Source organism: Micromonospora sp. USAFONa4, from assembly GCF_057197825.1.
Genome location: NZ_CM170072.1, coordinates 2,493,320 through 2,514,406, shown reverse-complemented (window position 1 = coordinate 2,514,406; position 21,087 = coordinate 2,493,320). Strand labels below are relative to the sequence as shown.

Annotated in this window: 17 protein-coding genes; 9 read left to right on the top strand and 8 right to left on the bottom strand. The window is 74.4% G+C overall.

The window, feature by feature from the left end:
- Window positions 1–10: 10 nt before the first annotated feature.
- From AC0OO9_RS10645 to AC0OO9_RS10625, 5 genes are all read right to left on the bottom strand, one after another.
- On the bottom strand, window positions 11–1,099 hold the full coding sequence (locus tag AC0OO9_RS10645) for a uroporphyrinogen-III synthase (RefSeq protein ID WP_311410805.1): 1,089 nt from the start codon (window positions 1,097–1,099) through the stop codon (window positions 11–13).
- The gene (nirD, locus tag AC0OO9_RS10640) at window positions 1,100–1,444 is read right to left on the bottom strand and encodes a nitrite reductase small subunit NirD (protein ID WP_484517914.1); all 345 of its coding nucleotides are present in this window, start codon (window positions 1,442–1,444) and stop codon (window positions 1,100–1,102) included. It lies immediately after the preceding gene.
- A 46-nt stretch (window positions 1,445–1,490) separates the two neighbouring features.
- Complete coding sequence (nirB, locus tag AC0OO9_RS10635) at window positions 1,491–4,016, bottom strand: nitrite reductase large subunit NirB (protein ID WP_484517133.1); 2,526 nt, start codon at window positions 4,014–4,016, stop codon at window positions 1,491–1,493.
- Window positions 4,017–4,092: 76 nt separating this feature from the next.
- The gene (locus AC0OO9_RS10630; protein WP_484517132.1) at window positions 4,093–5,532 is read right to left on the bottom strand and encodes an FAD-dependent oxidoreductase; all 1,440 of its coding nucleotides are present in this window, start codon (window positions 5,530–5,532) and stop codon (window positions 4,093–4,095) included.
- Window positions 5,533–5,608: 76 nt separating this feature from the next.
- A complete protein-coding gene (locus AC0OO9_RS10625) occupies window positions 5,609–7,657 on the bottom strand; it encodes a molybdopterin oxidoreductase family protein (RefSeq protein ID WP_484517913.1) in 2,049 nt (682 codons plus the stop codon).
- A gap of 233 nt (window positions 7,658–7,890) precedes the next feature.
- On the opposite strand from AC0OO9_RS10625, the gene AC0OO9_RS10620 reads away from it, so the two are divergent.
- The 7 genes from AC0OO9_RS10620 (at window position 7,891) to glmM (ending at window position 13,344) form a co-directional block, all read left to right on the top strand.
- Window positions 7,891–8,607: a methyltransferase domain-containing protein gene (locus AC0OO9_RS10620; protein ID WP_484517131.1), complete on the top strand. Its 717-nt coding sequence runs from the start codon at window positions 7,891–7,893 to the stop codon at window positions 8,605–8,607.
- Between the two features lie 96 nt (window positions 8,608–8,703).
- The gene (locus tag AC0OO9_RS10615) at window positions 8,704–8,961 is read left to right on the top strand and encodes a DUF6364 family protein (protein ID WP_484517130.1); all 258 of its coding nucleotides are present in this window, start codon (window positions 8,704–8,706) and stop codon (window positions 8,959–8,961) included.
- A complete protein-coding gene (locus AC0OO9_RS10610) occupies window positions 8,951–9,244 on the top strand; it encodes a hypothetical protein (protein ID WP_151454581.1) in 294 nt (97 codons plus the stop codon). Before AC0OO9_RS10615 ends, AC0OO9_RS10610 begins: the two co-directional genes overlap by 11 nt.
- Before the next feature lie 125 nt (window positions 9,245–9,369).
- Complete coding sequence (locus AC0OO9_RS10605) at window positions 9,370–10,755, top strand: MFS transporter (protein WP_484517129.1); 1,386 nt, start codon at window positions 9,370–9,372, stop codon at window positions 10,753–10,755.
- 191 nt (window positions 10,756–10,946) lie between these two features.
- Window positions 10,947–11,390 carry a 50S ribosomal protein L13 gene (gene rplM / locus AC0OO9_RS10600; RefSeq protein WP_425877343.1) on the top strand — a complete coding sequence of 148 codons (444 nt, stop codon included), beginning with the start codon at window positions 10,947–10,949 and terminating at the stop codon, window positions 11,388–11,390.
- A 20-nt stretch (window positions 11,391–11,410) separates the two neighbouring features.
- Window positions 11,411–11,878, top strand: a complete 468-nt coding sequence (rpsI, locus tag AC0OO9_RS10595; RefSeq protein WP_121399850.1) for a 30S ribosomal protein S9 — start codon at window positions 11,411–11,413, stop codon at window positions 11,876–11,878.
- Between the two features lie 110 nt (window positions 11,879–11,988).
- Window positions 11,989–13,344, top strand: coding sequence for a phosphoglucosamine mutase (glmM, locus tag AC0OO9_RS10590; RefSeq protein ID WP_421454765.1), 1,356 nt, complete (start codon window positions 11,989–11,991; stop codon window positions 13,342–13,344).
- Between the two features lie 30 nt (window positions 13,345–13,374).
- Here the strand turns inward: glmM and AC0OO9_RS10585 are convergent, their stop codons facing one another.
- Together AC0OO9_RS10585 and AC0OO9_RS10580 are read right to left on the bottom strand one after the other, a co-directional pair.
- Window positions 13,375–14,121: an ABC transporter ATP-binding protein gene (locus tag AC0OO9_RS10585; protein WP_484517128.1), complete on the bottom strand. Its 747-nt coding sequence runs from the start codon at window positions 14,119–14,121 to the stop codon at window positions 13,375–13,377.
- A 2-nt stretch (window positions 14,122–14,123) separates the two neighbouring features.
- Window positions 14,124–16,958 (bottom strand): FtsX-like permease family protein, encoded by a 2,835-nt coding sequence (locus AC0OO9_RS10580; RefSeq protein WP_484517127.1) that lies wholly within the window; start codon window positions 16,956–16,958, stop codon window positions 14,124–14,126.
- Window positions 16,959–17,055: 97 nt separating this feature from the next.
- Between AC0OO9_RS10580 and AC0OO9_RS10575 the strand changes: the two genes are divergently transcribed.
- Entirely contained in the window at window positions 17,056–17,661 is a 606-nt protein-coding gene (locus tag AC0OO9_RS10575) for a helix-turn-helix transcriptional regulator (RefSeq protein WP_484517126.1), read from the top strand.
- A 110-nt stretch (window positions 17,662–17,771) separates the two neighbouring features.
- Here the strand turns inward: AC0OO9_RS10575 and AC0OO9_RS10570 are convergent, their stop codons facing one another.
- Window positions 17,772–18,962 (bottom strand): pyridoxal phosphate-dependent aminotransferase, encoded by a 1,191-nt coding sequence (locus tag AC0OO9_RS10570; RefSeq protein WP_484517125.1) that lies wholly within the window; start codon window positions 18,960–18,962, stop codon window positions 17,772–17,774.
- 204 nt (window positions 18,963–19,166) lie between these two features.
- Here AC0OO9_RS10570 and glmS point away from each other — a divergent pair, with 204 nt between their 5' ends.
- Entirely contained in the window at window positions 19,167–21,080 is a 1,914-nt protein-coding gene (gene glmS / locus AC0OO9_RS10565) for a glutamine--fructose-6-phosphate transaminase (isomerizing) (RefSeq protein ID WP_484517124.1), read from the top strand.
- The last annotated feature ends 7 nt before the right edge of the window (window positions 21,081–21,087 follow it).

Sequence of the window (21,087 nt, the reverse complement as noted above, 5' to 3'; positions counted from 1 at the left end):
CCGGGTCGCGTCAGTCGACCCGGAGGCGGTAGCCGCGCTTGACGACCGTCTGCACCACCCGGGGCGCACGCAACCCGGCGCGCAGCCGGGCCACCGCCATCTCCACGGCGTGCTCGTCGGCGCCGCGCGGCAGCGTACGCAGCAGGGCGGTCCGGGACAGCACCCGACCCGGCGAGCCGCACAGTGCCCGCAGCACCGCCATCGGCGCCGGCGCGAGCGGACGCAGTTCGCCGTCGACCACGGCGGCGTGCCCGCGCAGCGTGAGCAGGTGACCGGCCACCTTCAGGGTGACCGTCCGGCGTGGCAGTTCGTCGACGATGGTCCGCACCAGGGCGCCCAGCCGGGCCCGTGCCGGCGCGCTCACCGGCACCCCGCGCCGCAGCAGCGGCTCCGCGGTGACCGCGCCCACGCAACTGGCGAGCACGTCGCCCCGGAACGCGTCCAGCACCGCCTCGGAGCGGTCCCCGGCGGCGCGCAGCAGCGCCTCGGCCGCCGGGGCGGAGGTGAAGGTGACCGCGTCGACCAGCCGCCCGGCGACCAGGTCGATCAGCCGGTGCAACGGGGCCGGATCGGTCGGCGGCGCCCAGCGGTAGACGGGCACCTCGATCACGGTGGCCCCGGCCGCCTCCAGCGCCAGCGTGCACTCGGGCTGCCGCTCGCCGTGCAGTTGCATGGCGACGACCTGCCCGGCCACGCCGCGCCGGCACAGGTGCTCGATCACCTCGTCGCAGCTCTCCGAGTCGGGCGACCACTGGTCGTGCAGGCCGGCGGCCCGGATGGCCCCGCGCGCCTTGGGACCCCGGGCCACCACGTACGCGTCGGCCAGCACGGCGCGCAGCGGCTCGGCCAGCCCCCAGCCCTCGGCCGCCTCCAACCAGCCGCGCATACCGATGCCGGTGTTGGCCATCAGGACGTCCGGCGGCCGGTCCAGGCAGGCCCGGGTGGCCTCCCGCAGGTCCGTGTCGTCGGCCAGCGGCACGATCCGCAGGGCCGGGGCGATCACCACCCGGGCGCCGCGCCGCTGGAGCAGCGCGGCGAGTTCGTCCCGCCGGCGGTCGGCGGTCACCCCGATGGTGAAGCCCGCCAGTTCGTCGCGCATTCACTCCTCCTGTCGCAGCCGCACCTCGACCAGGCCGTCCCGGCAGCGCACGTCGTGCCGGGGCACGGCGACGCCGGGCAGGTCCAGGCAGACCCCGGTGCGCAGGTCGTACACCTGCTTGTGCAGGGGCGAGGCGACCGTCGGCACCCCGCCCCGGCTGCCGACGATCCCCCGCGACAGCACGTACGCCCCGGCGACCGGGTCGCGGTTGTCGAGGGCGAACAGCCCGTCGGCGGTGCGGAAGAGGGCCACCTGCACGCCCTCGACGAGCGCGGCGACGCCCCGGTCGGGGTCCAGCCGGTCGAGCGGGCAGACCGGCGTCCAGGTACGCGTCGGGCTGGTCATCGTGATGGTCATCGCCGTACCTCCGGCAGTCGGGACGTCGTGGTGGTCATCGCCGCACCTCCGGCATGCCCAGCGTGACCGGCTGCCGGCCCTCGCCGGCCGGTGCCCGGCCCACCGGGACCGGCTGGCCCCGTTCGCGCGCGAACGCGATGGACGGGTCGGGCACCCCGGGGGCGTTGACGAAGGAGTCGAACCGGCGCAGCCGGACCGGGTCCTCCAGCACGTCGCGCCACTCGTCGGAGTAGGAGTCGACGTGCCGGGCCATCGCGGCGTCGAGTTCGGCGCACAGGCCGAGGGAGTCGTCCACGATGACCGCGCGGAGGTGGTCCAGCCCGCCCTCCATCGCCTCGATCCAGGCGGCGGTGCGTTGCAGCCGGTCGGCGGTGCGGATGTAGTACATCAGGAACCTGTCGATGAGCTGGACCAGCGCCTCGGTGGACAGGTCGGTGGCGAAGAGGTCGGCGTGCCGGGGCCGGAAGCCGCCGTTGCCGCCGACGTAGAGGTTCCAGCCGGTCTCGGTGGCGATGATGCCGAAGTCCTTGCTGCGCGCCTCGGCGCACTCGCGGGCGCAGCCCGACACCGCCGACTTGATCTTGTGTGGGCCGCGCAGTCCCCGGTAGCGCAGCTCCAGGGCGATCGCCAGCCCGACCGAGTCCTGCACGCCGTACCGGCACCACGTCTCGCCGACGCAGGACTTCACCGTGCGCAGCGCCTTGCCGTACGCGTGGCCGGACTCGAAGCCGGCGTCGACCAGCCGGCGCCAGATCTGCGGCAACTGGTCCACCCGGGCCCCGAACAGGTCGATCCGCTGCCCGCCGGTGATCTTCGTGTAGAGCTGAAAGTCCCGGGCCACCTCGCCGATCACGATGAGCTTCTCCGGGGTGATCTCCCCGCCGGGGATCCGGGGCACCACCGAGTAGCTGCCGTCGCGTTGCAGGTTGGCCAGGAAGTGGTCGTTGGTGTCCTGCAACGACGCCTGCTCGCCGTCCAGCACGTGGCCGGTGCCGAGGGAGGCGAGGATCGAGGCGACCACCGGCTTGCAGATGTCGCAGCCGCGGCCCCGGCCGTGCTCGGCGACGAGTTGCGAGAAGGTGCGGATGCCGCGTACGCGCACGATGTCGAAGAGTTCCTGCCGGCTGGCGTCGAAGTGCTCGCAGAGCGCCGTGGACTGCCGCACGCCGGCCGCGTCGAGGAGCTGCTTGAGCATCGGCACGCAGGAGCCGCAGCTCGTACCCGCCCGGGTGCACGCCTTCAGCGCCGGCACGTCCGCGCAGCCGCCGGCGATCGCCGCGTCGACGTCGGCGCGGGTCACCGCGTTGCAGGAACAGACCTGCGCGGCGGCGGGCAGCGCGCCGGCTCCCGCGCCCGCCGCGCCCTCGGGGGCGAGCAGCGCCAGCGGCGGCCCGGGCAGCGGGCCGCCGACGCTGGCCCGCAGCGTCGGGTACGCGCTCGCGTCGCCGACCAGCACCCCGCCGAGCAGGGTCTGCGCGTCGTCGGAGAGGACCAGCTTGGCGTAGACCCGGGTGGCCGGGTCGGTGAACGTCACGTCGAGGCAGCCGGGCGTCGTGCCGTGCGCGTCGCCGAACGAGGCCACGTCCACGCCGAGCAGCTTCAGCTTCGTGGCCGTGTCCGCGCCGGGGAAGGTGGCCGCCCCGCCGACCAGCCGGTCGGCGACGACCTCGGCCATCGCGTACCCGGGGGCGACCAGGCCGTGGCAGACGCCGTCGACCGCCGCGCACTCGCCGACCGCCCAGATCCGCTCGTCGGCGGTACGGCAGGCGCCGTCGACCAGTACGCCGCCGCGCGGGCCCAGGGCGAGCCCGGCCGCCCGGGCCAGCTCGTCGCGGGGCCGGATGCCCGCCGCGACCACCACCAGGTCGGCGTCGAGCACGGTCCCGTCGGCCAGTTCCAGCCCGGCGACCGTGCCGTCCGGGCCGGACCGGATCGCGGTGGTGGCCACGCCCAGTTGGGTGGTCACGCCCAGCTCGTCGACGTACCGGCGGAGCATCGCGCCACCGGCCGTGTCCACCTGCACCGGCATCAGCCGCGGCGCGAACTCCACCACGCTGGTGTCCAGCCCGAGCAGGCGCAGCGCGTTCGCCGCCTCCAGCCCGAGCAGCCCGCCGCCGATCACCGCCCCCGTCCGCCGCCTCGCCGCGTGCTCCCGGATCGCCTCCAGGTCGTCAAGCGTCCGGTAGACGAAGACCCCGGGCAGGGTCGCGCCCGCCACCGGCGGCACGAACGCGGACGAGCCGGTGGCCAGCACCAGCGCGTCGTACGGGTGCTCGCCGGTCGCGGTGCGCACCAGCCGCCGCTCCCGGTCGATCGCCGTCGCCGGCTCGCCCAGGCGCAGCTCCACCCCCTCGTCGGGGGTGTGCAGGTTCAGCTCCTCGGCGCCGACCCCGTCGAGGAACGCCGAGAGCCGCACCCGGTCGTACGCCGGGCGGGTCTCCTCGGCGAGCACGGTGACCCGCCACCGCCCCTCGGGGTCACGGGCGCGCAGCGCGTCGACGAAGCGCTGCCCCACCATCCCGTTGCCGACGACCACCAGCCTGCTGGTTCGTTCGCTCATGACGGCCCTCCGCTCCGCGGCGTGCCGTCATGAGGCTTCACCGCACTGAGCCTGATGATTCGCTCGCTTTGCTCGCTCATCGCGCCACCTCCGCCGAATCCACCTCGGACAGCCAGCCGACGATGCCGGCGACCGCGTCCCGGCAGCCGCCGCACCCCGTGCCGGCCCGGGTCGCGCCGACCACGGCGTCGACGGTCCGGGCCCCGGCACGCCAGCACCCCACCAGCGCTCCCTTGCTGACGTCGTTGCACTGGCAGACGGTCGCCGCGTCCGGCATCAGCGCCGGGGTCGCGGCCGGCGCCGCTGCCGCCGCGCCGAACGCCCGGCCGAGCAGCAGTGAGCGCCGGTCGGCCGGCACCGGCTGGCCCCGGTCGAAGAGCTGGATGACCGTGCCGACCGCCGGGTTGTCGCCGAGCAGGATCGCGGCCGTCAACCGCTCGTCGTGGATGCGCAGCCGCGCGTACGTGCCCCGGGACGGGTCGGCGAAGGTCAGCTCCTCGCCGGTCCCGCCGTCGCCCGGGTCGCCCATGGCGGCGAGGTCGATGCCGGCCGCCTTGAGCCGGGTCACCGCCGGCCGGGGCCGGTAGCGGGCCTGCGGTTCCTCCCCGGTGAGCACCTGCGCCACCACCCGGGCCTGTGCCCAGGCGGGGGCGACCAGCCCGGTCAGGTTGCCGTCGTGCTGGGCGCAGTCGCCGATCGCCGAGATCCGTGGGTCGCTGGTGCGCAGCCGGTCGTCGACCAGCACGCCCCGCTCCACTGCCAGCCCGGCCGCGCGGGCGAGGGCGGTGTCGGGGCGTACCCCGCAGGAGAGGACCAGCAGGTCGGCGGTGAGTGACCGGCCGTCGGCCAGGTCGAGCCGGACCCCGTCGGCGTCCGCGACCACCCCGGTGGCCGACACGGCCAGGTGGGTGGTGACCCCGAGGTTGGCGAGGGTGCCGGCCAGGACGGCCGCGCCGGCCGGGTCGAGCTGCCGCTCCATCAGGTACGGCACCGGGTGCACCACCCCGACGTCGAGACCCCGGGCGGCGAGCCCGCGCGCCGCCTCCAGCCCGAGCAGCCCGCCGCCGAGCACCAGGGCGCTGCGCGCGCCGCCGGCCACGGCGAGGATCCGGCGGCAGTCGTCAAGCGTGCGGAACGGCACCACCCGCTCCGGCAGCCCGGGCCCGTCCAGCCCGGGCAGCGGCGGCACCACGGCCCGGCTGCCGGTGGCGAGCACCAGATGGTCGTACGCGATGCGGTCGCCGTCGTCGGTGTGGACCGTGCCGGTGGCGCGGTCGATGGCGCTGACCGTCACCCCGGTACGCAGGTCGACGCCCTGCCCGGCGGCCTCGGCCAGCTCCACGTCCGGCTCGCCGACCTTGCCCGCCAGCAGGGTGGAGAGCATGATCCGGTTGTACGCCCGGTGCGGCTCCGCGCCGAGCACGGTCACCTTCCGGTCCCCGCCCCGGGCGTGCAGCTCGCCGGCCAGCCGCGAACCGGCCATCCCGTTCCCGACGATCACGACACTCTCGCTCATGACCGACCTCCGCTGCGCTCCGGCCGGCCATGACCTGCTTCCGCGCTGTGCCGGATGATTCGCTCGCTCCGCTCGCTCACGGCTCGTCCACCCTCTCCAGTCGGACGGCGCAGATCTTGAATTCCGGCATCCCGGAGACCGGGTCGACGGCGTCGTTGGTGACCGAGTTGGCCCGCGCGGCGCCGCCCCAGTGGAACGGCGCGAAGACGGTGTCCGGCCGGATCGCGGTGCTGAACCGCGCGGGTGCGCAGAACTCGCCCCGGCGGGAGACCACCCGCACCGGCTCGCCGTCGTCGACGCCCAGCCGCGCGCCGAGGTCGGGATGCAGCTCGACGAACGCGTCCGGGGCGGCCCGGCGCAGCGCGGCGACCCGGCGGGTCTGGGTGCCGGACTGGTACTGCGCGAGCACCCGGCCGGTGGTGAAGTGCAGCGGGTACTCGGCGCACACCTCCTCGGCCGCCGGCCGGTGCTCCACGACGTGGAACCGGGCCCGCCCGTCGGGGGTGGGGAAGCGGTCGGCGAAGAGCCGGGGGGTGTCCGGGCCGTCCTCGGCCGGGCAGGGCCAGAACACCCCGTCGCGTTCGTCGATCCGCTCCCAGCTCACCCCGGCGTAGTCGGCGATCCCGCCGGCCGAGGCCCGCCGCAGCTCCGCGAACACGACCCGCGGGTCGCCGGCGTCCGCCCCACCCCGCCCGGGAGGTCCAGGGAAGGGCACCTGGAGGCGGGCGGTGAGGTCGGCGAGGATCTCCAGGTCGGTACGGACGCCGGACGGCGGCGGGCGCAGTGCGCGGCGGCGCAGCACCCGGCCCTCCAGGTTGGTCATCGTGCCGTCCTCCTCGGCCCACTGGGCGGTGGGCAGCACCACGTCGGCGAGCGCGGCGGTCTCGGAGAGCAGGAAGTCGGCGACCACCAGCAGGTCGAGATCGCGGAGCCGGCCCTCGATGCGGGCGGCCCGGGGCGCGGAGACCACCGGGTTGGAGCCGAAGACCAGCAGCGCCTTCGGCCCGGCGGGCGTGCCCAGCGAGTCCAACAGTTGGTACGCCGGCACGCCCGGCCCGGGCAGCTCCTCGGCCGGCACCCCCCAGACCCCGGCGACGTGCTCCCGGGCGGCCGGATCGTCGATCCTGCGGTAGCCGGGGAGCTGGTCGGCCTTCTGCCCGTGCTCCCGTCCGCCCTGCCCGTTGCCCTGCCCGGTCAGGCAGCCGTAGCCGGAGCCGGGGCGGCCGGGCAGCCCGAGGGCGAGCGCCAGGTTGACGAAGGCGGTGACGGTATCGACGCCCTTGGCGTGCTGCTCGGCGCCGCGCGCGGTCAGGATGATCACGCGTTCGGCGGTGCCGAGAGCCCGGGCGGTCGCCTCCAGGTCGGCCACCGGCACCCCGGAGAGGGCCTCGGCGCGGGCCGGCCACCAGCCGGCCACGCCGCGACGGACCGCCTCGAAGCCGGTGGTACGGGCGGCCACGTACTCCCGGTCGACCCAACCCTCGGTGAGCGCGATGTGCAGCAGCGCGTTGGCCACCGCCAGGTCGGTGCCGGGCAGGGGTTGCAGGTGCAGGTCGGCCTGCCGGGCGGTGGCGGTGACCCGGGGGTCGACCACGATCAGCCGGCCGCCGCGTTCGCGCTGCGCGGTCAGCCAGCGCACCAGCGGGGGCATGGTCTCCGCCGGGTTGGCGCCGACCAGCAGCAGCGTGTCGGCCCGGCCCAGGTCGGCCAGCGGGAACGGCAGGCCACGGTCGATGCCGAAGGCGCGCATCCCGGCCGCCGCCGCCGAGGACATGCAGAAGCGTCCGTTGTAGTCGATGTGCCTCGTGCGCAGCGCCACCCGGGCGAACTTCCCCAGCGCGTACGCCTTCTCGTTGGTGAGCCCGCCGCCGCCGAAGACGGCGACCGCGTCGCGGCCGTGTCCCCGCTGGACGGCGCGCAGGCCGGTGACGATCCGGTCGAGGGCGGCGGCCCAGCTCGCCGGGCGCAGCTCGCCGGCCGGGTCCCGCAGCAGCGGGGTGGTCAGCCGCTCGGGGTGGTCGAGCAGTTCGGCGGCGGTCCAGCCCTTCTGGCAGAGGCCGCCCCGGTTGGTGGGGAACTGCCGGGGGAGCACCGTCGCCCGGCCGGCCTCCTCGCGCAGCGTCATCCCGCACTGGAGGGCGCAGTACGGGCAGTGCGTCGCCACCTCCCGGGGCGTCCGCCCCGGTCCGGTCGCCGCGTGTGCACCGTCTGTCATGTCGGCAAAGCGTGCCGGGGGGCGATTTCCGGTCGGGGTCCCGTCTGTTTCGGTCCTGTCAAGAGCCGCTCACACCGCACGCGGGCACCGGGCCGGCTGGCGTTTACAATATGAGACAACAATCCTGTTATTTGGGAGGCGCGATGAACGTGGCCGAGGCCTTCGACGCGGTGGCGGGCAGCTACGACGAGGCCCGACGGCGCCTGGTGCCCTGCTTCGACGCCTTCTACGGCACCGCCGTCGAGGTGGCCGCCCCGCCGCTGCGGGCCGCGCTCGCCGCGGGGCGTACCCCGGAGGTGCTGGACCTGGGCGCGGGCACCGGGCTGCTGTCGTTGCTGCTCGCGGCGGCGGTGCCGGGGATCCGGCTGACCCTGGTCGACGCCGCGCCGGCCATGCTCGCCGTCGCCGCCGACCACCTGCGGTCCCGCGGCGTCGCGCACCGGACGGTCCGGGCCGACCTGGCGGGGGAGTTGCCCGCCGGCCGCTACGACGCCGTGGTCAGCGCGCTGGCCATCCACCACCTCGACGACGCGGGCAAGCGCGAGCTCTACCGGCGGCTGCCGGCGGCGTTGGCCCCCGGCGGCGTCTTCGTCAACGCCGAGCAGGTCGCCGGCCCCACCCCTGCGCTGGACCGGCGGTACCACGAGGTGTGGCTGGGGCAGGTCGCCGCGCTGGGCTCCGACGCCGACGAGATCGCCGCCGCCGAGGGCCGGATGGCGTACGACCGGCCGGCGCCGGTCGCCGCGCAGTGCCGCTGGCTGGCCGACGCCGGCCTGGTCGACGTCGACTGCTTCTTCAAGCAGTGGCGGTTCGCCGTGTTCGGCGGCCGGCGTGGCCCCGACGTCGAGCCTGCTGGCTGACCACCCCGCCCGGCGGGAGGCGGTGGGTTTGTCGGGTTGGGCGGTCGGTGGTGAGCGGGATGACTGTCGGTCATACCGTTGGGTAGTCTCCTCGGCATGACTGCCAAGGTGACCCTGTCGTTCTCGGACGAGACGATCGAGGAGGCCCGGCGGTTCGCGAAGCGCGAGGGGCTCTCCCTGTCGGCGTGGATGGACCAGGCGGCCCGGGAGAAGGCGCTGCGCGAGGTCTTCACCGCGCACGCCGCCGCCGTCGGCCGGGCCGGGTTCGACCTCGAAGCCGCCGCCCTCGCCGACGCCCGCGAGGTGGGCATGGTCGACGACGCGCTCTTCGGCGGGCGCCCGCGTGCTGCGTAGGGGCGAGGTCTGGCGCATCGACGGCGCCCGGGAACGGCTCGGACTGGTGATCAGCTCCGACGTCTACAACTCCACCGACGTGCCGATCGTGATCGTCGTCGAGGTGGTCGAGGAGGCGCTGCTGCGCGACTCGCCCCTGGCGGTGCCGATGGGCGCGTACGTGGTGATGCCCGACCGGATCTCATCGCCGATGAAGAAGTGGTTCACCGAGTGCGTGGACGTCGCCGACACCGGGACCATGCTCAGGGTCGGCCGGGCGCTGCGCATCCTCCAGGAACTCTGACATCTCACCGGCGGCATCCGCCCGTGGTGCGGTCTCCGTTTCCCGCCCGACCCGCGACGGGCACCCCGGGGTAATCCCGGATTCCTAGCGTTCCTCCAGGTCGCACCCGACGAGGAGGAGTCGCCGTGAGCACACTGGCCCCCACCACACCCCCGGCCGAGGCCGTTCCGCCGGCCGTCGGCCGCCGGCACCGCATCGACGACTGGCGACCCGAGGACCCGGAGTTCTGGCGTACGACCGGGGCGCCGGTCGCCCGCCGCAACCTCTGGGTCTCGATCTTCGCCGAGCACGTGGGCTTCTCGGTGTGGAGCCTCTGGTCGGTGACGGTGCTCTTCCTCGGCCCCGAGTACGGCATCGACCCGGCGGGGAAGTTCCTGCTCACCGCCGTGCCGGCTGCGCTGGGGGCGGCGCTGCGGCTGCCCTACACGCTGGCCGTGGCCCGCTTCGGCGGGCGGACCTGGACGATCGTCAGCGCGCTGCTGCTGCTCGTCCCGGCCGTGCCGATGACGGTGCTGCTGGAGCCCGGCGTCTCCTACTCCACCCTGATGGTGCTGGCCTGCCTGACCGGCGTCGGCGGGGGCAACTTCGCCTCCTCGATGGCGAACATCAACCTGTTCTTCCCGCAGCGGCTCAAGGGCCGGGCGCTCGGACTCAACGCCGGCGGCGGCAACCTCGGCGTGCCCGCGGTGCAGTTGGTCGGCCTGGCGGTGCTGGCGACGGCGGGAGCGGCGTACCCCCGGCTGGTGCCGGCGGTCTACCTGCCGCTGATCGTGCTGGCCGCGCTCGCCGCGGCGCGCGGGTTGGACGACATCTCCGGGGCGCGCAACGAGCCCGGCGCGCTGCGCGAGGCGGCCCGCGACCCGCACACCTGGATCATGTCGCTGCTCTACGTCGGCACCTTCGGCTCGTTCATCGGCTTCTGCTTCGCCTTCGGGCAGGTGCTCCAGCTCCAGTTCGCCGAGCGCTTCCCGACCCCGGTCGACGCCGCCTGGCTCACCTTCCTCGGCCCGCTGGTCGGCTCGCTGATCCGGCCGGTCGGCGGGCACCTCGCCGACCGCCTCGGCGGGGCCCGGGTGACCTTCTGGAACTTCGTCGCGATGGCGGCCGGCGCCTCGTTGGTGCTGTACGCCGCCCGGGAGCGGTCGTTCGGGCTCTACCTGCTCGGCTTCCTGTCGCTCTTCGTCTTCTCGGGCATCGGCAACGGCTCGACCTACAAGATGATCCCGGCGATCTTCCGGGCCCGGGCGACGGCGGAGGTGGCCGCCGGTCGGCGGGAGGCGGTCGCGGCGCAGCGCCGGGCCGGGCGGATGACCGGCTCGGTGATCGGCATCGCCGGGGCGGTCGGGGCCTCCGGCGGGGTGCTGGTGAACATCGCCTTCCGGCAGTCGTTCCTGACCGGGGGCAGCGCGGACGCGGCGTACGTCGCCTTCATCGTCGCGTACGCGCTCTGTTTCGGGGTGACCTGGCTGGTGTACCTGCGGCCGGGCCCGCGCCGGCTGACCGGTGTGTGACCGCCGCCATGTATCCTCTGGGGGCCAGGCGGGGGCGTACCCCGTTTTGACCTGCCGACGGGGCGGCGGGTATCGTTGCCTGCTGTTGTACGACATCCAGAGGCGTGCCGCCTGAGGTACGCTTGGTCGTTCGTGCGCGCCCGGTAACCTCGGCGCGCGACCCCAGACCGACGACGAGACAAGGTATACCTGTGCGTACGTACAGCCCGAAGCCGGGTGAGATCGAGCGTCAGTGGCACGTCATCGACGCCTCTGATGTCGTGCTGGGCCGCCTGGCCACCCACGCCGCCACGCTGCTGCGCGGCAAGCACAAGCCGACTTTCGCGCCGCACGTCGACACGGGCGACTTCGTCGTCGTCGTGAACGCGGGCAAGGTCGCGCTGACCGGCAACAAGCGTCACACCAAGGTCGCCTACCGCCACTCCGGCTACCCGGGTGGTCTGAAGCAGGTCGGCTACGACGAGCTGCTGACCAAGCGTCCCGAGCGGGCCATCGAGCTGGCCGTCAAGGGCATGCTCCCGCACAACAAGCTCGGCCGTCAGCTCATCAAGAAGCTGAAGGTCTACGCCGGTGCCGAGCACCCGCACGGCGCGCAGCAGCCGGTGCCGTTCGAGATCAAGCAGATCGCGCAGTGAGCGCGGGCGAAGGAAACAGCATGACCGACATCACCGAGACCGAGGTTGCCCCCGAGGAGGCCACCGAGGCGCCGGCGCCCGTCGCCCGCGCGCCGCGTGGTGACCGCCCGATCCAGACCGTGGGTCGGCGCAAGGAGGCCATCGTCCGGGTGCGCATCGTCCCCGGCAGCGGCAAGATCACGTGCAACGGCCGTGACCTCGAGGCCTATTTCCCGAGCAAGGTGCACCAGCAGCTGATCAAGGACCCGCTGGTCACCGCCGAGAAGCCGGAGGCCTTCGACGTCATCGCCAACCTGCGTGGCGGCGGCACCACCGGTCAGGCCGGCGCGCTGCGCCTGGCCATCGCCCGGGCCCTGATCGTCAGCGAGCCGGACGACCGTCCGGCGCTGAAGAAGGCCGGCTTCCTCACCCGGGACGCCCGGGTCAAGGAAAGCAAGAAGTACGGCCTCAAGAAGGCCCGTAAGGCTCCCCAGTACTCGAAGCGCTGATCATCAGCGGCGCGTTGTACTTCTGACGGACGGCCGGGTTCACCTCCCCTCGACGGGAGGTGGCCCGGCCGTTCGCCTTTCCTGGACCGTTTCATCGGAGGTTGGCGGGTATGGGCCGGTTGTTCGGCACGGACGGCGTACGCGGGCGGGCGAACGCGGATCTCACGCCTGAGTTGGCGCTGGCGGTGGCGGTCGCCGCCGCCCACACGCTCGCCGAGTCGGACCGGAGCCATCCCCCGCTGGCCGTGGTCGGGCGGGACACCCGGGCCAGCGGCGAGATGCTGGAGGCCGCCGTGGTCGCCGGGCTCACCAGCGCCGGAGCCAACGTGGTCCGGGTGGGCGTGCTGCCCACCCCGGCCGTGGCGTTCCTCACCGCCGAGGCCAAGGCCGACCTCGGCGTGATGCTCTCCGCCTCGCACAACCCGATGCCCGACAACGGGATCAAGCTCTTCGCCGCCGGCGGGCACAAGCTGCCGGACGAGATCGAGATGCGGATCGAGGCGGCCGTCGAGGCGAACGCCACCACCGCCTGGGAGCGGCCGGTCGGCGCCGGCGTCGGCCGGGTGCACGACCTGCTCGACGGCGCGGACCACTACGTGCAGCACCTGATCGGCACCCTGCCGCACCGCCTCGACGGCCTCAAGGTCGTGGTCGACTGCGCCAACGGCGCGGCGGCCGAGGTGGCGCCGGTGGTGTACCGGGAGGCCGGGGCCGAGGTCGTCGCCATCTACGCCGAGCCGGACGGCCTCAACATCAACGACGAGTGCGGCTCCAACCACCTCGACGCCCTGCGGGCCGCCGTGGTCGAGCACGGCGCGCACCTCGGCATCGCCCACGACGGCGACGCCGACCGCTGCGTCGCGGTGTCCGCCGACGGCGACGAGGTCGACGGCGACCAGGTGATGGCAATCCTCGCGCTCGCCATGCGGGAGGCCGGCACGCTCACCGACGACACCCTGGTCGCCACGGTGATGAGCAACCTCGGCCTGCGGCTGGCCATGTCCGCGCAGGGCATCCGCCTCCTGGAGACCAAGGTCGGCGACCGGTACGTGCTGGAGGAGCTGCGCGCGTCCGGCCTCGCGCTGGGCGGCGAGCAGAGCGGGCACATCGTGATGCCCGCGTACGCGACCACGGGCGACGGCGTGCTGACCGGGCTGCACCTGATGTCGCGGCTGGCCGCCACCGGCAAGTCCCTCGCGGAGCTCGCCGCCGTGGTGACCAGGCTGCCGCAGGTGCTGATCAACGTCCCCGTCGGCGACCGTACGGTCGGCGCGGCCGCACCCGCCGTCCGGGCCGAGGTCGAGCGGGCCGAGGCGGAGCTCGGCGAGACCGGCCGGGTGCTGCTGCGCCCGTCCGGCACCGAGCCGCTGGTCCGGGTCATGGTCGAGGCGGCCACCGAGCAGGTCGCCCGAAGCGTCGCCGAGCGCATCGCCGAGCAGGTCCGCACCGCCAGCCCGACCGCCTGACCTTTCGCATCGGCCCGGGCCCCGGCCGGTCTACAGGCGCAGGCCGGCGGCCCGCCGGAAGGTGGCCGCCGGGTCCTCGCCGTCGGTGAGGTCCACGTCCTCGACGACCCGCCCGTCGCCGAGGCGGATCAGCCGGTCGCACCGGGCGGCCACCGCCCGCTCGTGGGTGGCGAGCAGGACCGTCATGCCGTGCCGGTCGCGCAGGTCCAGCAGCAGGTCGAGGATCTGCCCGCCGGTGGTCGAGTCGAGGTTGCCGGTCGGCTCGTCGGCGAGCAGCAGCCCGGGGGAGCCCATCAGCGCCCGGGCGATCGCGACCCGCTGCTGCTGGCCGCCGGAGAGCTGGGCCGGCAGGGCCCGCTCCCGCCCGGCCAGGCCGACCGCGTCGAGCAGCTCCCGGGCCCGGGCGGCGTGGTCGGCCCGGCCCCGGCGGGGCAGCACCGGCACGACCACGTTGTCCAGCACGGTGAGGGCGGGCAGCAGGTGGTAGCGCTGGAAGACGAAGCCGACCCGCTGCCGGTACCGGGTCAGGGCGGACCGGCCGAGCGCGGTGATCTCCTGCTCGTCCACGGTGATCGTGCCGGCGTCCACCTGCTCGATCGCGCCGATCATGTGCAGCAGCGTCGACTTCCCGGAGCCGCTGGGCCCGGTCAGCGCCACCACCGCCCCCGCCGGGATCTCCAGGGAGACGTCGTCGACCGCCGTCACCTGCTGCGGGCCGGCCCCGAAGCGCCGGACCAGCCCGGCGACCCGGACCGTGCTGCCCGTCGTCGTCTCCATCGTCACTCCTCCGCAAGCAGTCGGGCGGTCGGCAGCCGGCGCAGCAGCGCGGCCGGGACCAGGGCGGCCACCGAGGTGACCAGGACACCGGCCGCCGCCACCGACGCGGCGACCGCGACCAACGTGCCGGGCAGGGCGCCGACCAGCCAGGCCGCCCCGGTCAACCCGAGGCCGGCGCCGGTGACCGCGCCGAGCAGACCCAGGGCCAGCCCCTCGTAGGCGATGAGGCGGCCCAGTGCGGCGTCGCTCCAGCCGACCGCGCGTAGGGTGGCCAGCTCGGCGGCCCGGTCCCGGATGTTCAGGTAGAGCACGTCGGCGACCGCGGCGGCACCGAGCAGCACCGTCGCGACGGCGGCCATGGTGTCCGCGCCGCGCACGCTCAGCGAGACCGTGTCACCGAGCAGGCTGCCGACGATGGCACCCCGGAACGCGTATCCGGCGGCGGCGACCAGGGTCAGCGCGGCGACCCCGATGGCCAGCGCGCCGGCCCCGAGCAGGGTGCGGCCGGGCGTGCGGGCCAGGTTGGCCAGGGCCAGCCCGACGAGGGTGCGCGGCCGGCGTACCCACCGGGCCGTCGCCACCGCCGGGCGCAGCGCGGCGGCCGGGTGGGCGCGCGCGGCCCGCAGGGCCGGCGTCAGGCCCGCGACCAGCGCCAGCAGCAACGCCACCGGTACGGCCAGCAGCGCCCGCCGCCACCCCACGTCGATGCCGAGCGCGGCTCCCAGCGGTACGGCCAGTGCCAGCGCGAGCAGCCCGGCGGCCAGCCCGAGGGCGGCGACCTCGCCGAGGATCAGCGCGCCGATCCGCCGGGCCGGCCAGCCGAGGCAGGCGAGCACCGCCAGCTCGGACCGGCGGTCCCGGACGGCGGCGGCGACCGCGTTGCCGAGGAAGAGCGCGCAGACCACCAGCACCAGTACGAAGAGCGCGACGCTCTTGCGGTCCACCGCCTTCGTGATCACCGAGGCGACCCCGAGCGCCGACCACTCCTCGGTCAGCCGCAGCGCCGGCCGGCCGAACGATCCGGCGGGCAGCTCCACGGCCTGCGGGGCGGGGGACGAGCCGAGGGTGATGTCGACGTCGAGCCCGGTGACCTGGGCGATCCGCTCGGCGACGAGCCGGACCTGTTCGGCGGCACGGTCGCTGTAGCCGCCCACGTCAGCGACCCGGACCCGGATCGCGCTGATCGGGGCGGCGAGTTGCGGACTGCCGCCGCCCGCCAGCAGCTTCGGCACGCTGGCGAGGCTGGTCAGCAGCAGCGGCGGGGCGGCGAGGTAGCCGGCGGGATTGCCGCTCGGCTCCAGCGGTCGCCCGCCCAGCGCGTCCCGGCTGGCGGCGTCGGCGCCGGCGGCCCGCGGCGGCTCGTACGTCTCCAGCGGGACCTTGCCCAGGTCGCTGAACCCGGTCAGCTTCTGCGGGTCGAAGACCCCCACCGCCCGCCAATGGCGCCAGAGGGGTTTCTTGGGGGTCGACTTCCTCAGCGACAGCTCGCGTAGCGGGCGGGCGCCGACGTCCTCCGTCAGCCAGGGACGCGGGAACGGGTTGAAGTCCTGGTGTCCACCGTAGAGTTCGGGGGCGGCCGGCGGGACCGGACGGACCCGCAGGGTGCCGTCGGGGAGGCGGTCGTACTCCGCGGGCCCGGCCTGCACGATGTCCTGAAGCTGGCCGAAGCAGCAGCCGGTCGGGGTGAGGCCCTCGGCCAACTGGGAACGCCAGCCGGAGACGACGTCGGCGCTGGCTTTCCCGGCGGGGGTCGCCGGTCCTCGCCGCAGCTCCCGCTCCAGATCGGCCAACGGCACGCCGGCCGGGCGCGCGGCGGGCAGCCGCGCGACGTCGACGCGCAGTTCCTCGTCGAGGAAGGGGCGGCTGGTCGTGAGGACCGGTACGGTGGATCCGCCCTCCTCACGGCCAGCGATGACCGAGTCGTCGGGACGGAGCGCCCGCCCCTCGACCACCGTCCCGGCGAGGCCGACGAGTCGGTCCTCGGCGGTCGGGTCCACCGCGGCCAGCAGAAAGGGCACGGTCAGGTTGGTCCGGATGCGGAGCCGGTCCGAGGTGGTCACGTCACCCGGCCCGTGACCCTCGCCGTCGGCGAGGACGTTGGCGTGGGCCTCGAACCGGCCGTCGGGCAGCAGCCGCACAGGCATCACGGTCCAGTCCTCCCGCTCCGAGTAGGCGCCCATACTGCCCATGGCGTACCGCGGGTCGCAGATCGAGTGGGTGCGGCCGTCGGGCAGGACCTCGCGCGGGGAGGCACCACACTGGTCGTGCCAGGGGTAGCGCCGGCCGTCGGTGTAGGTGGTGGCGTCGGAGCTGGAGACCAGGTCGTTGCGGGCATGGATGATCGGGTGTTTGGTGACGTACAGGTACCGGGCGCGGCCCGAGGCGGTGGAGAGGCTGCGCTCGGCGACGAACCGGGGATCGACGCGGATGACCTGCCGGTCGAGCGAGCGGTCGACGGCGTCGGTCAGGTCCAGCGGGGTCGGCACCGGGGCGGTGGAGTAGCCGAGCATCGCGATGGGGGCGGCGACGTCCACCCCGGTGACCGCCTTCACCTGGTCGTACTGCGCGGTGGTGATGCCGCCGAAGAGGCCGGAGAGGTAGTTGGGCTGGACCAGCCGGCGGTCGGCCTCCAGCGGGGTGCGCGTGCCCTTCGGGCGGACCAGGATGTCGTAGGCGGCTTCGGTGTTCCGCTCGACGGAGCCCGTGACGTCGAGGCGGGAGGTGGTGGTGGCGCCGGTCAGCACGACGAACCCGGTGGTCGCCACCAGTACGCCGAGCAGCAGCGCCACCGACCGTCCCGCACGGCCGCGAAGCTGTCTCCAGATGATGTCGAACATGTCGCGCCTCCCCGTGTGCTGAGCACACTGTGCGGGATACATTGTGACAATGCAAGGCCCGGCGGTGGTCAGCCCCCGGGTCGGATCGGAGTAGACGGTGGCGATACAGCACGCGGTCCTGGCCCTGCTCGCCGGCGGCCCCAGCTACGGCTACGAGCTGAAGGGCGCCTTCGAGGAGGCGGTCGGCCCGCAGTGGGGACCGCTCAACATCGGGCACCTCTACCAGATCCTCGACCGGCTCTCCCGCGACGGCCTGGTGGTGGCCGAACGGCAGCCCCAGCCGGTCAAGCCCGACCGGGTGGTCTACGAGATCACCCCGGAGGGCCGGGCCGAGCTGGCGCGCTGGCTCGGCGAGCCCAGCCCGCGCAGCGGCGGGTTCCGGGACGACTTCTTCCTCAAGGTGACCGCCGCGGCCCGCTCCGGCGAGCCGGCCACCGTGCGCACGGTGCTCGGCAACCAGCGCGGTCACCTGATGCGGGAGCTGCGCAACCTCGACGGGCTGCGCCGCCGGGCCGACGACCCCGTGGTCGGCCTGCTGCTCTCGGCGGCGAGTCGACACGTCGAGGCCGACCTGGCCTTCGTCGACGACGCCGAACAGGTGTTGCTCGCCGACGGCGGCGCGGCGCTCGCCCGGCTCCGGGCGCCCCGCTCGGAGGCGGCCCCGCCGGAGCGGGAGACCGGCCCGACCCGGGCGGCCGGCTGACGCTCAGGCGTCCGCGTCGACCGGCGCGACCCACCCGACCCGGCGCGGCCCGGCCCACCCGACCCGACCCGACGCGGCCCGGACGGCGCGCGCGGCCGGCCGCGGGAGGCTCAGGTCGCGGACAGCCGACGCAGCCGGGTGACGGCCTCGGTCAGCACCTCGGGGCGCTTGCAGAAGGCGAAGCGGATCAGGTGCCGACCGGCCTCGGCGTCGTCGTAGAAGACCTGCGTCGGCACGGCGACCACCCCGCACCGCCCGGGCAGGGACCGGCAGAACTCCACCCCGTCCCGCCCGCCCAGCGCGCCGACGTCGGCGGTGACGAAATAGGTGCCCTCCGGCGGGAGCACCTCGAACCCGGCGTCGGTCAGCCCGCCGACGAGCTGGTCGCGGCGGGCCTGCATGCCGTCGCGGAAGTCGGCGAAGTAGTCGTCCGGCAGGGCCAGCGCCACCGCGACCGCCGGCTGGAGCGGCGCGGCGTTGACGAAGGTCAGGAACTGCTTCACCCGCAGCACCGCCGAGACCAGCGCCGCCGGCCCGCTCACCCAGCCGACCTTCCAGCCCGTGCAGGAGAACGTCTTGCCGGCAGACGAGATGCGCAGCGTCCGCTCCCGCATGCCGGGCAGCGTGGCCAGCGGGACGTGCGGGGTGGCCGCGTCGGTGAAGACCAGGTGCTCGTACACCTCGTCGGTCACCGCGTACGCGCCGTGCTCCCGGCACAGCTCGGCGACCAGGGCCAGCTCGTCGGGGGTGAAGACCTTGCCGGTCGGGTTGTGCGGGGAGTTGAGCAGCACGAGCCGGGTGCGCGGGCCGAACGCGGCGCGCAGGGCGTCGGGGTCGAAGGCGTACCGGCCGTCGGCGGCGGGACGCAGCGTCACCGGGCGCCGGACCGCGCCGGCCAGTGCGACCGAGGCGGCGTACGAGTCGTAGTAGGGCTCGAAGCAGACGACCTCGTCGCCCGGCTCGCAGAGCCCGAGGATCGCCGCCGCGATCGCCTCGGTGGCGCCCGCCGTCACCACGACCTCGCCGTCCGGGTCGTACTCCAGCCCCCAGAACCGGCGCTGGTGCGCCGCCACCGCCGCGCGCAACGCCGGGACGCCCGGACCCGGCGGGTACTGGTTCTGTCCGGTGCGCAGCGCCTCCGCGGCGGCGGCCAGCATCTCCGGCGGACCGTCGGTGTCGGGGAAGCCCTGGCCGAGGTTGACCGCGCCGGTGCGCACGGCGAGGGCGGACATCTCGGCGAAGACGGTCGTCCCGAACGGGCGCATCCGGGCCACCAGCGGATCCACGTCGGCGGTCGTCACGCCCGCCAGCCTACGGACTCCCGGCGCGGCTTCAACCCCTGCCGACGGCGGCCCCGACCGCCCGGGACCGTCGCCGGCAGCACCGTCGCCCGGCGGAGCTATGTCACGCAGAGTGCCGCTTCCCCTCCGATCGCTCAAGTTAGGTGATCGTTTACCCGGCTTTCGCGCACGCGCGGTGAGTGGAACTAGGTTAGGCTGCGGGACATGTGTGGAATCGTTGGTTACGCCGGCGCGCGCCCGGCGCTCGGCATCGTGCTCGACGGACTGCGGCGGCTGGAATACCGCGGCTACGACTCGGCCGGCGTCGCCATCGTCTGCGACGGCGCGCTGCTGACCGAGAAGAAGGCCGGCAAGCTGGCCAACCTGGAGAAGGTGCTCTCCGAGCGGGCCGCCGAGGATCCCACGTCCTGCGCGGCCAGCCCGATCGGCATCGGCGACGGCACCACCGGCATCGGGCACACCCGCTGGGCCACCCACGGCGGCCCGACCGACCGCAACGCCCACCCGCACCTGGCCCCCGACGGCCGCGTCGCCGTGATCCACAACGGCATCATCGAGAACTTCGCGAAGCTGCGCGCCGAGCTGGAGGCCGACGGCGTCCAGTTCACCAGCGACACCGACACCGAGTGCGCCGCGCACCTGCTCTCCGCCGCGTTGGCCGACCTGCGCGCCGCCGGCCACCCCGACGGGCCGCAGCTGCTCGCCGCCGGCATGCGGGTGGTCTGCCAGCGGCTGGAGGGCGCGTTCACGCTGCTCGCCGTCGACGCCGCGGTGCCCGGCGCGGTGGTCGGCGCCCGGCGCAACTCGCCGCTCGTCGTCGGGCGGGGCGACGGGGAGAACTACCTGGCCAGCGACGTGGCCGCGTTCATCGAGCACACCCGGGAGGCGGTGGAGCTGGGCCAGGACCAGATCGTCCTGATCACTGGCGACACCATCGAGATCACCGACTTCGCCGGCCAGCCCGCCAGCGGCAAGGACTTCCACATCGACTGGGACTCCTCCGCCGCCGAGAAGGGCGGCTACGACTGGTTCATGCTCAAGGAGATCGAGGAGCAGCCGCAGGCCATCGCCGACACGCTGCTCGGCCGGCTCACCGACTCCGGCGAGATCATGCTCGACGAGGTCCGCCTCAGCGACCAGGACCTGCGCGACGTCGACAAGATCTTCATCGTCGCCTGCGGCACCGCGTACCACTCCGGTCTGGTCGCCAAGTACGCCATCGAGCACTGGACCCGGATCCCCTGCGAGGTGGAGCTGGCCAGCGAGTTCCGCTACCGCGACCCGGTCCTCGACCGGTCCACGCTGATCGTGGTGATCTCGCAGTCCGGCGAGACGATGGACACCCTGATGGCGCTGCGGCACGCCAAGGAGCAGAAGGCGCGCGTCCTGGCCATCTGCAACACCAACGGCTCCACCATCCCCCGCGAGTCCGACGCGGTCCTCTACACCCACGGCGGACCGGAGATCGCCGTCGCGTCCACCAAGGCGTTCCTCACCCAGCTCGTCGCCTGCTACCTGATCGGCCTGCACCTGGCGCAGGTGCGCGGCATCAAGTTCGCCGACGAGGTGGCCGCCGTGGTCGCCCAGCTCCAGGAGATGCCGGGCAAGCTGCGCGAGCTGCTGGACCGGATCGAGCCCGTCCGCGAGCTGGCCCGCGACCTGAAGGCCGAGCCGACCGTGCTCTTCATCGGCCGGCACGTGGGCTACCCGGTGGCCCTGGAGGGCGCGCTCAAGCTCAAGGAGCTGGCGTACATGCACGCCGAGGGCTTCGCCGCCGGCGAGCTGAAGCACGGCCCGATCGCGCTGATCGACAAGGGCACGCCGGTGATCTGCATCGTGCCGTCCCCGGTCGGCCGGGGCATGCTGCACGACAAGGTGGTCTCCAACATCCAGGAGGTACGCGCGCGCGGCGCCCGGACCATCGTGATCGCGGAGGAGGGCGACGAGGCGGTCGTCCGCTACGCCGACCACCTGATCTACGTGCCGCGTACGCCGACGCTGCTCGCGCCGCTGGTCACCACCGTGCCGTTGCAGGTCCTGGCGGCCGAGATCGCCGCCGCCCGGGGGCACGACGTGGACCAGCCCCGCAACCTGGCCAAGTCGGTCACGGTCGAGTAGGCCGCGC

Excerpts from the sequence above, each read along its gene's own strand:
- AC0OO9_RS10580 (WP_484517127.1), bottom strand. The coding sequence starts at position 16,958 with ATGTTCGACATCATCTGGAGACAGCTTCGCGGCCGTGCGGGACGGTCG.
- glmS (WP_484517124.1), top strand. The coding sequence starts at position 19,167 with ATGTGTGGAATCGTTGGTTACGCCGGCGCGCGCCCGGCGCTCGGCATC.
- AC0OO9_RS10645 (WP_311410805.1), bottom strand. The coding sequence starts at position 1,099 with ATGCGCGACGAACTGGCGGGCTTCACCATCGGGGTGACCGCCGACCGC.
- rpsI (WP_121399850.1), top strand. The coding sequence starts at position 11,411 with ATGACCGACATCACCGAGACCGAGGTTGCCCCCGAGGAGGCCACCGAG.
- glmM (WP_421454765.1), top strand. The coding sequence starts at position 11,989 with ATGGGCCGGTTGTTCGGCACGGACGGCGTACGCGGGCGGGCGAACGCG.
- AC0OO9_RS10625 (WP_484517913.1), bottom strand. The coding sequence starts at position 7,657 with ATGACGCTGCGCGAGGAGGCCGGCCGGGCGACGGTGCTCCCCCGGCAG.
- AC0OO9_RS10630 (WP_484517132.1), bottom strand. The coding sequence starts at position 5,532 with ATGAGCGAGAGTGTCGTGATCGTCGGGAACGGGATGGCCGGTTCGCGG.
- AC0OO9_RS10615 (WP_484517130.1), top strand. The coding sequence starts at position 8,704 with ATGACTGCCAAGGTGACCCTGTCGTTCTCGGACGAGACGATCGAGGAG.
- nirB (WP_484517133.1), bottom strand. The coding sequence starts at position 4,016 with ATGAGCGAACGAACCAGCAGGCTGGTGGTCGTCGGCAACGGGATGGTG.
- AC0OO9_RS10620 (WP_484517131.1), top strand. The coding sequence starts at position 7,891 with ATGAACGTGGCCGAGGCCTTCGACGCGGTGGCGGGCAGCTACGACGAG.
- AC0OO9_RS10585 (WP_484517128.1), bottom strand. The coding sequence starts at position 14,121 with ATGGAGACGACGACGGGCAGCACGGTCCGGGTCGCCGGGCTGGTCCGG.
- nirD (WP_484517914.1), bottom strand. The coding sequence starts at position 1,444 with ATGACCAGCCCGACGCGTACCTGGACGCCGGTCTGCCCGCTCGACCGG.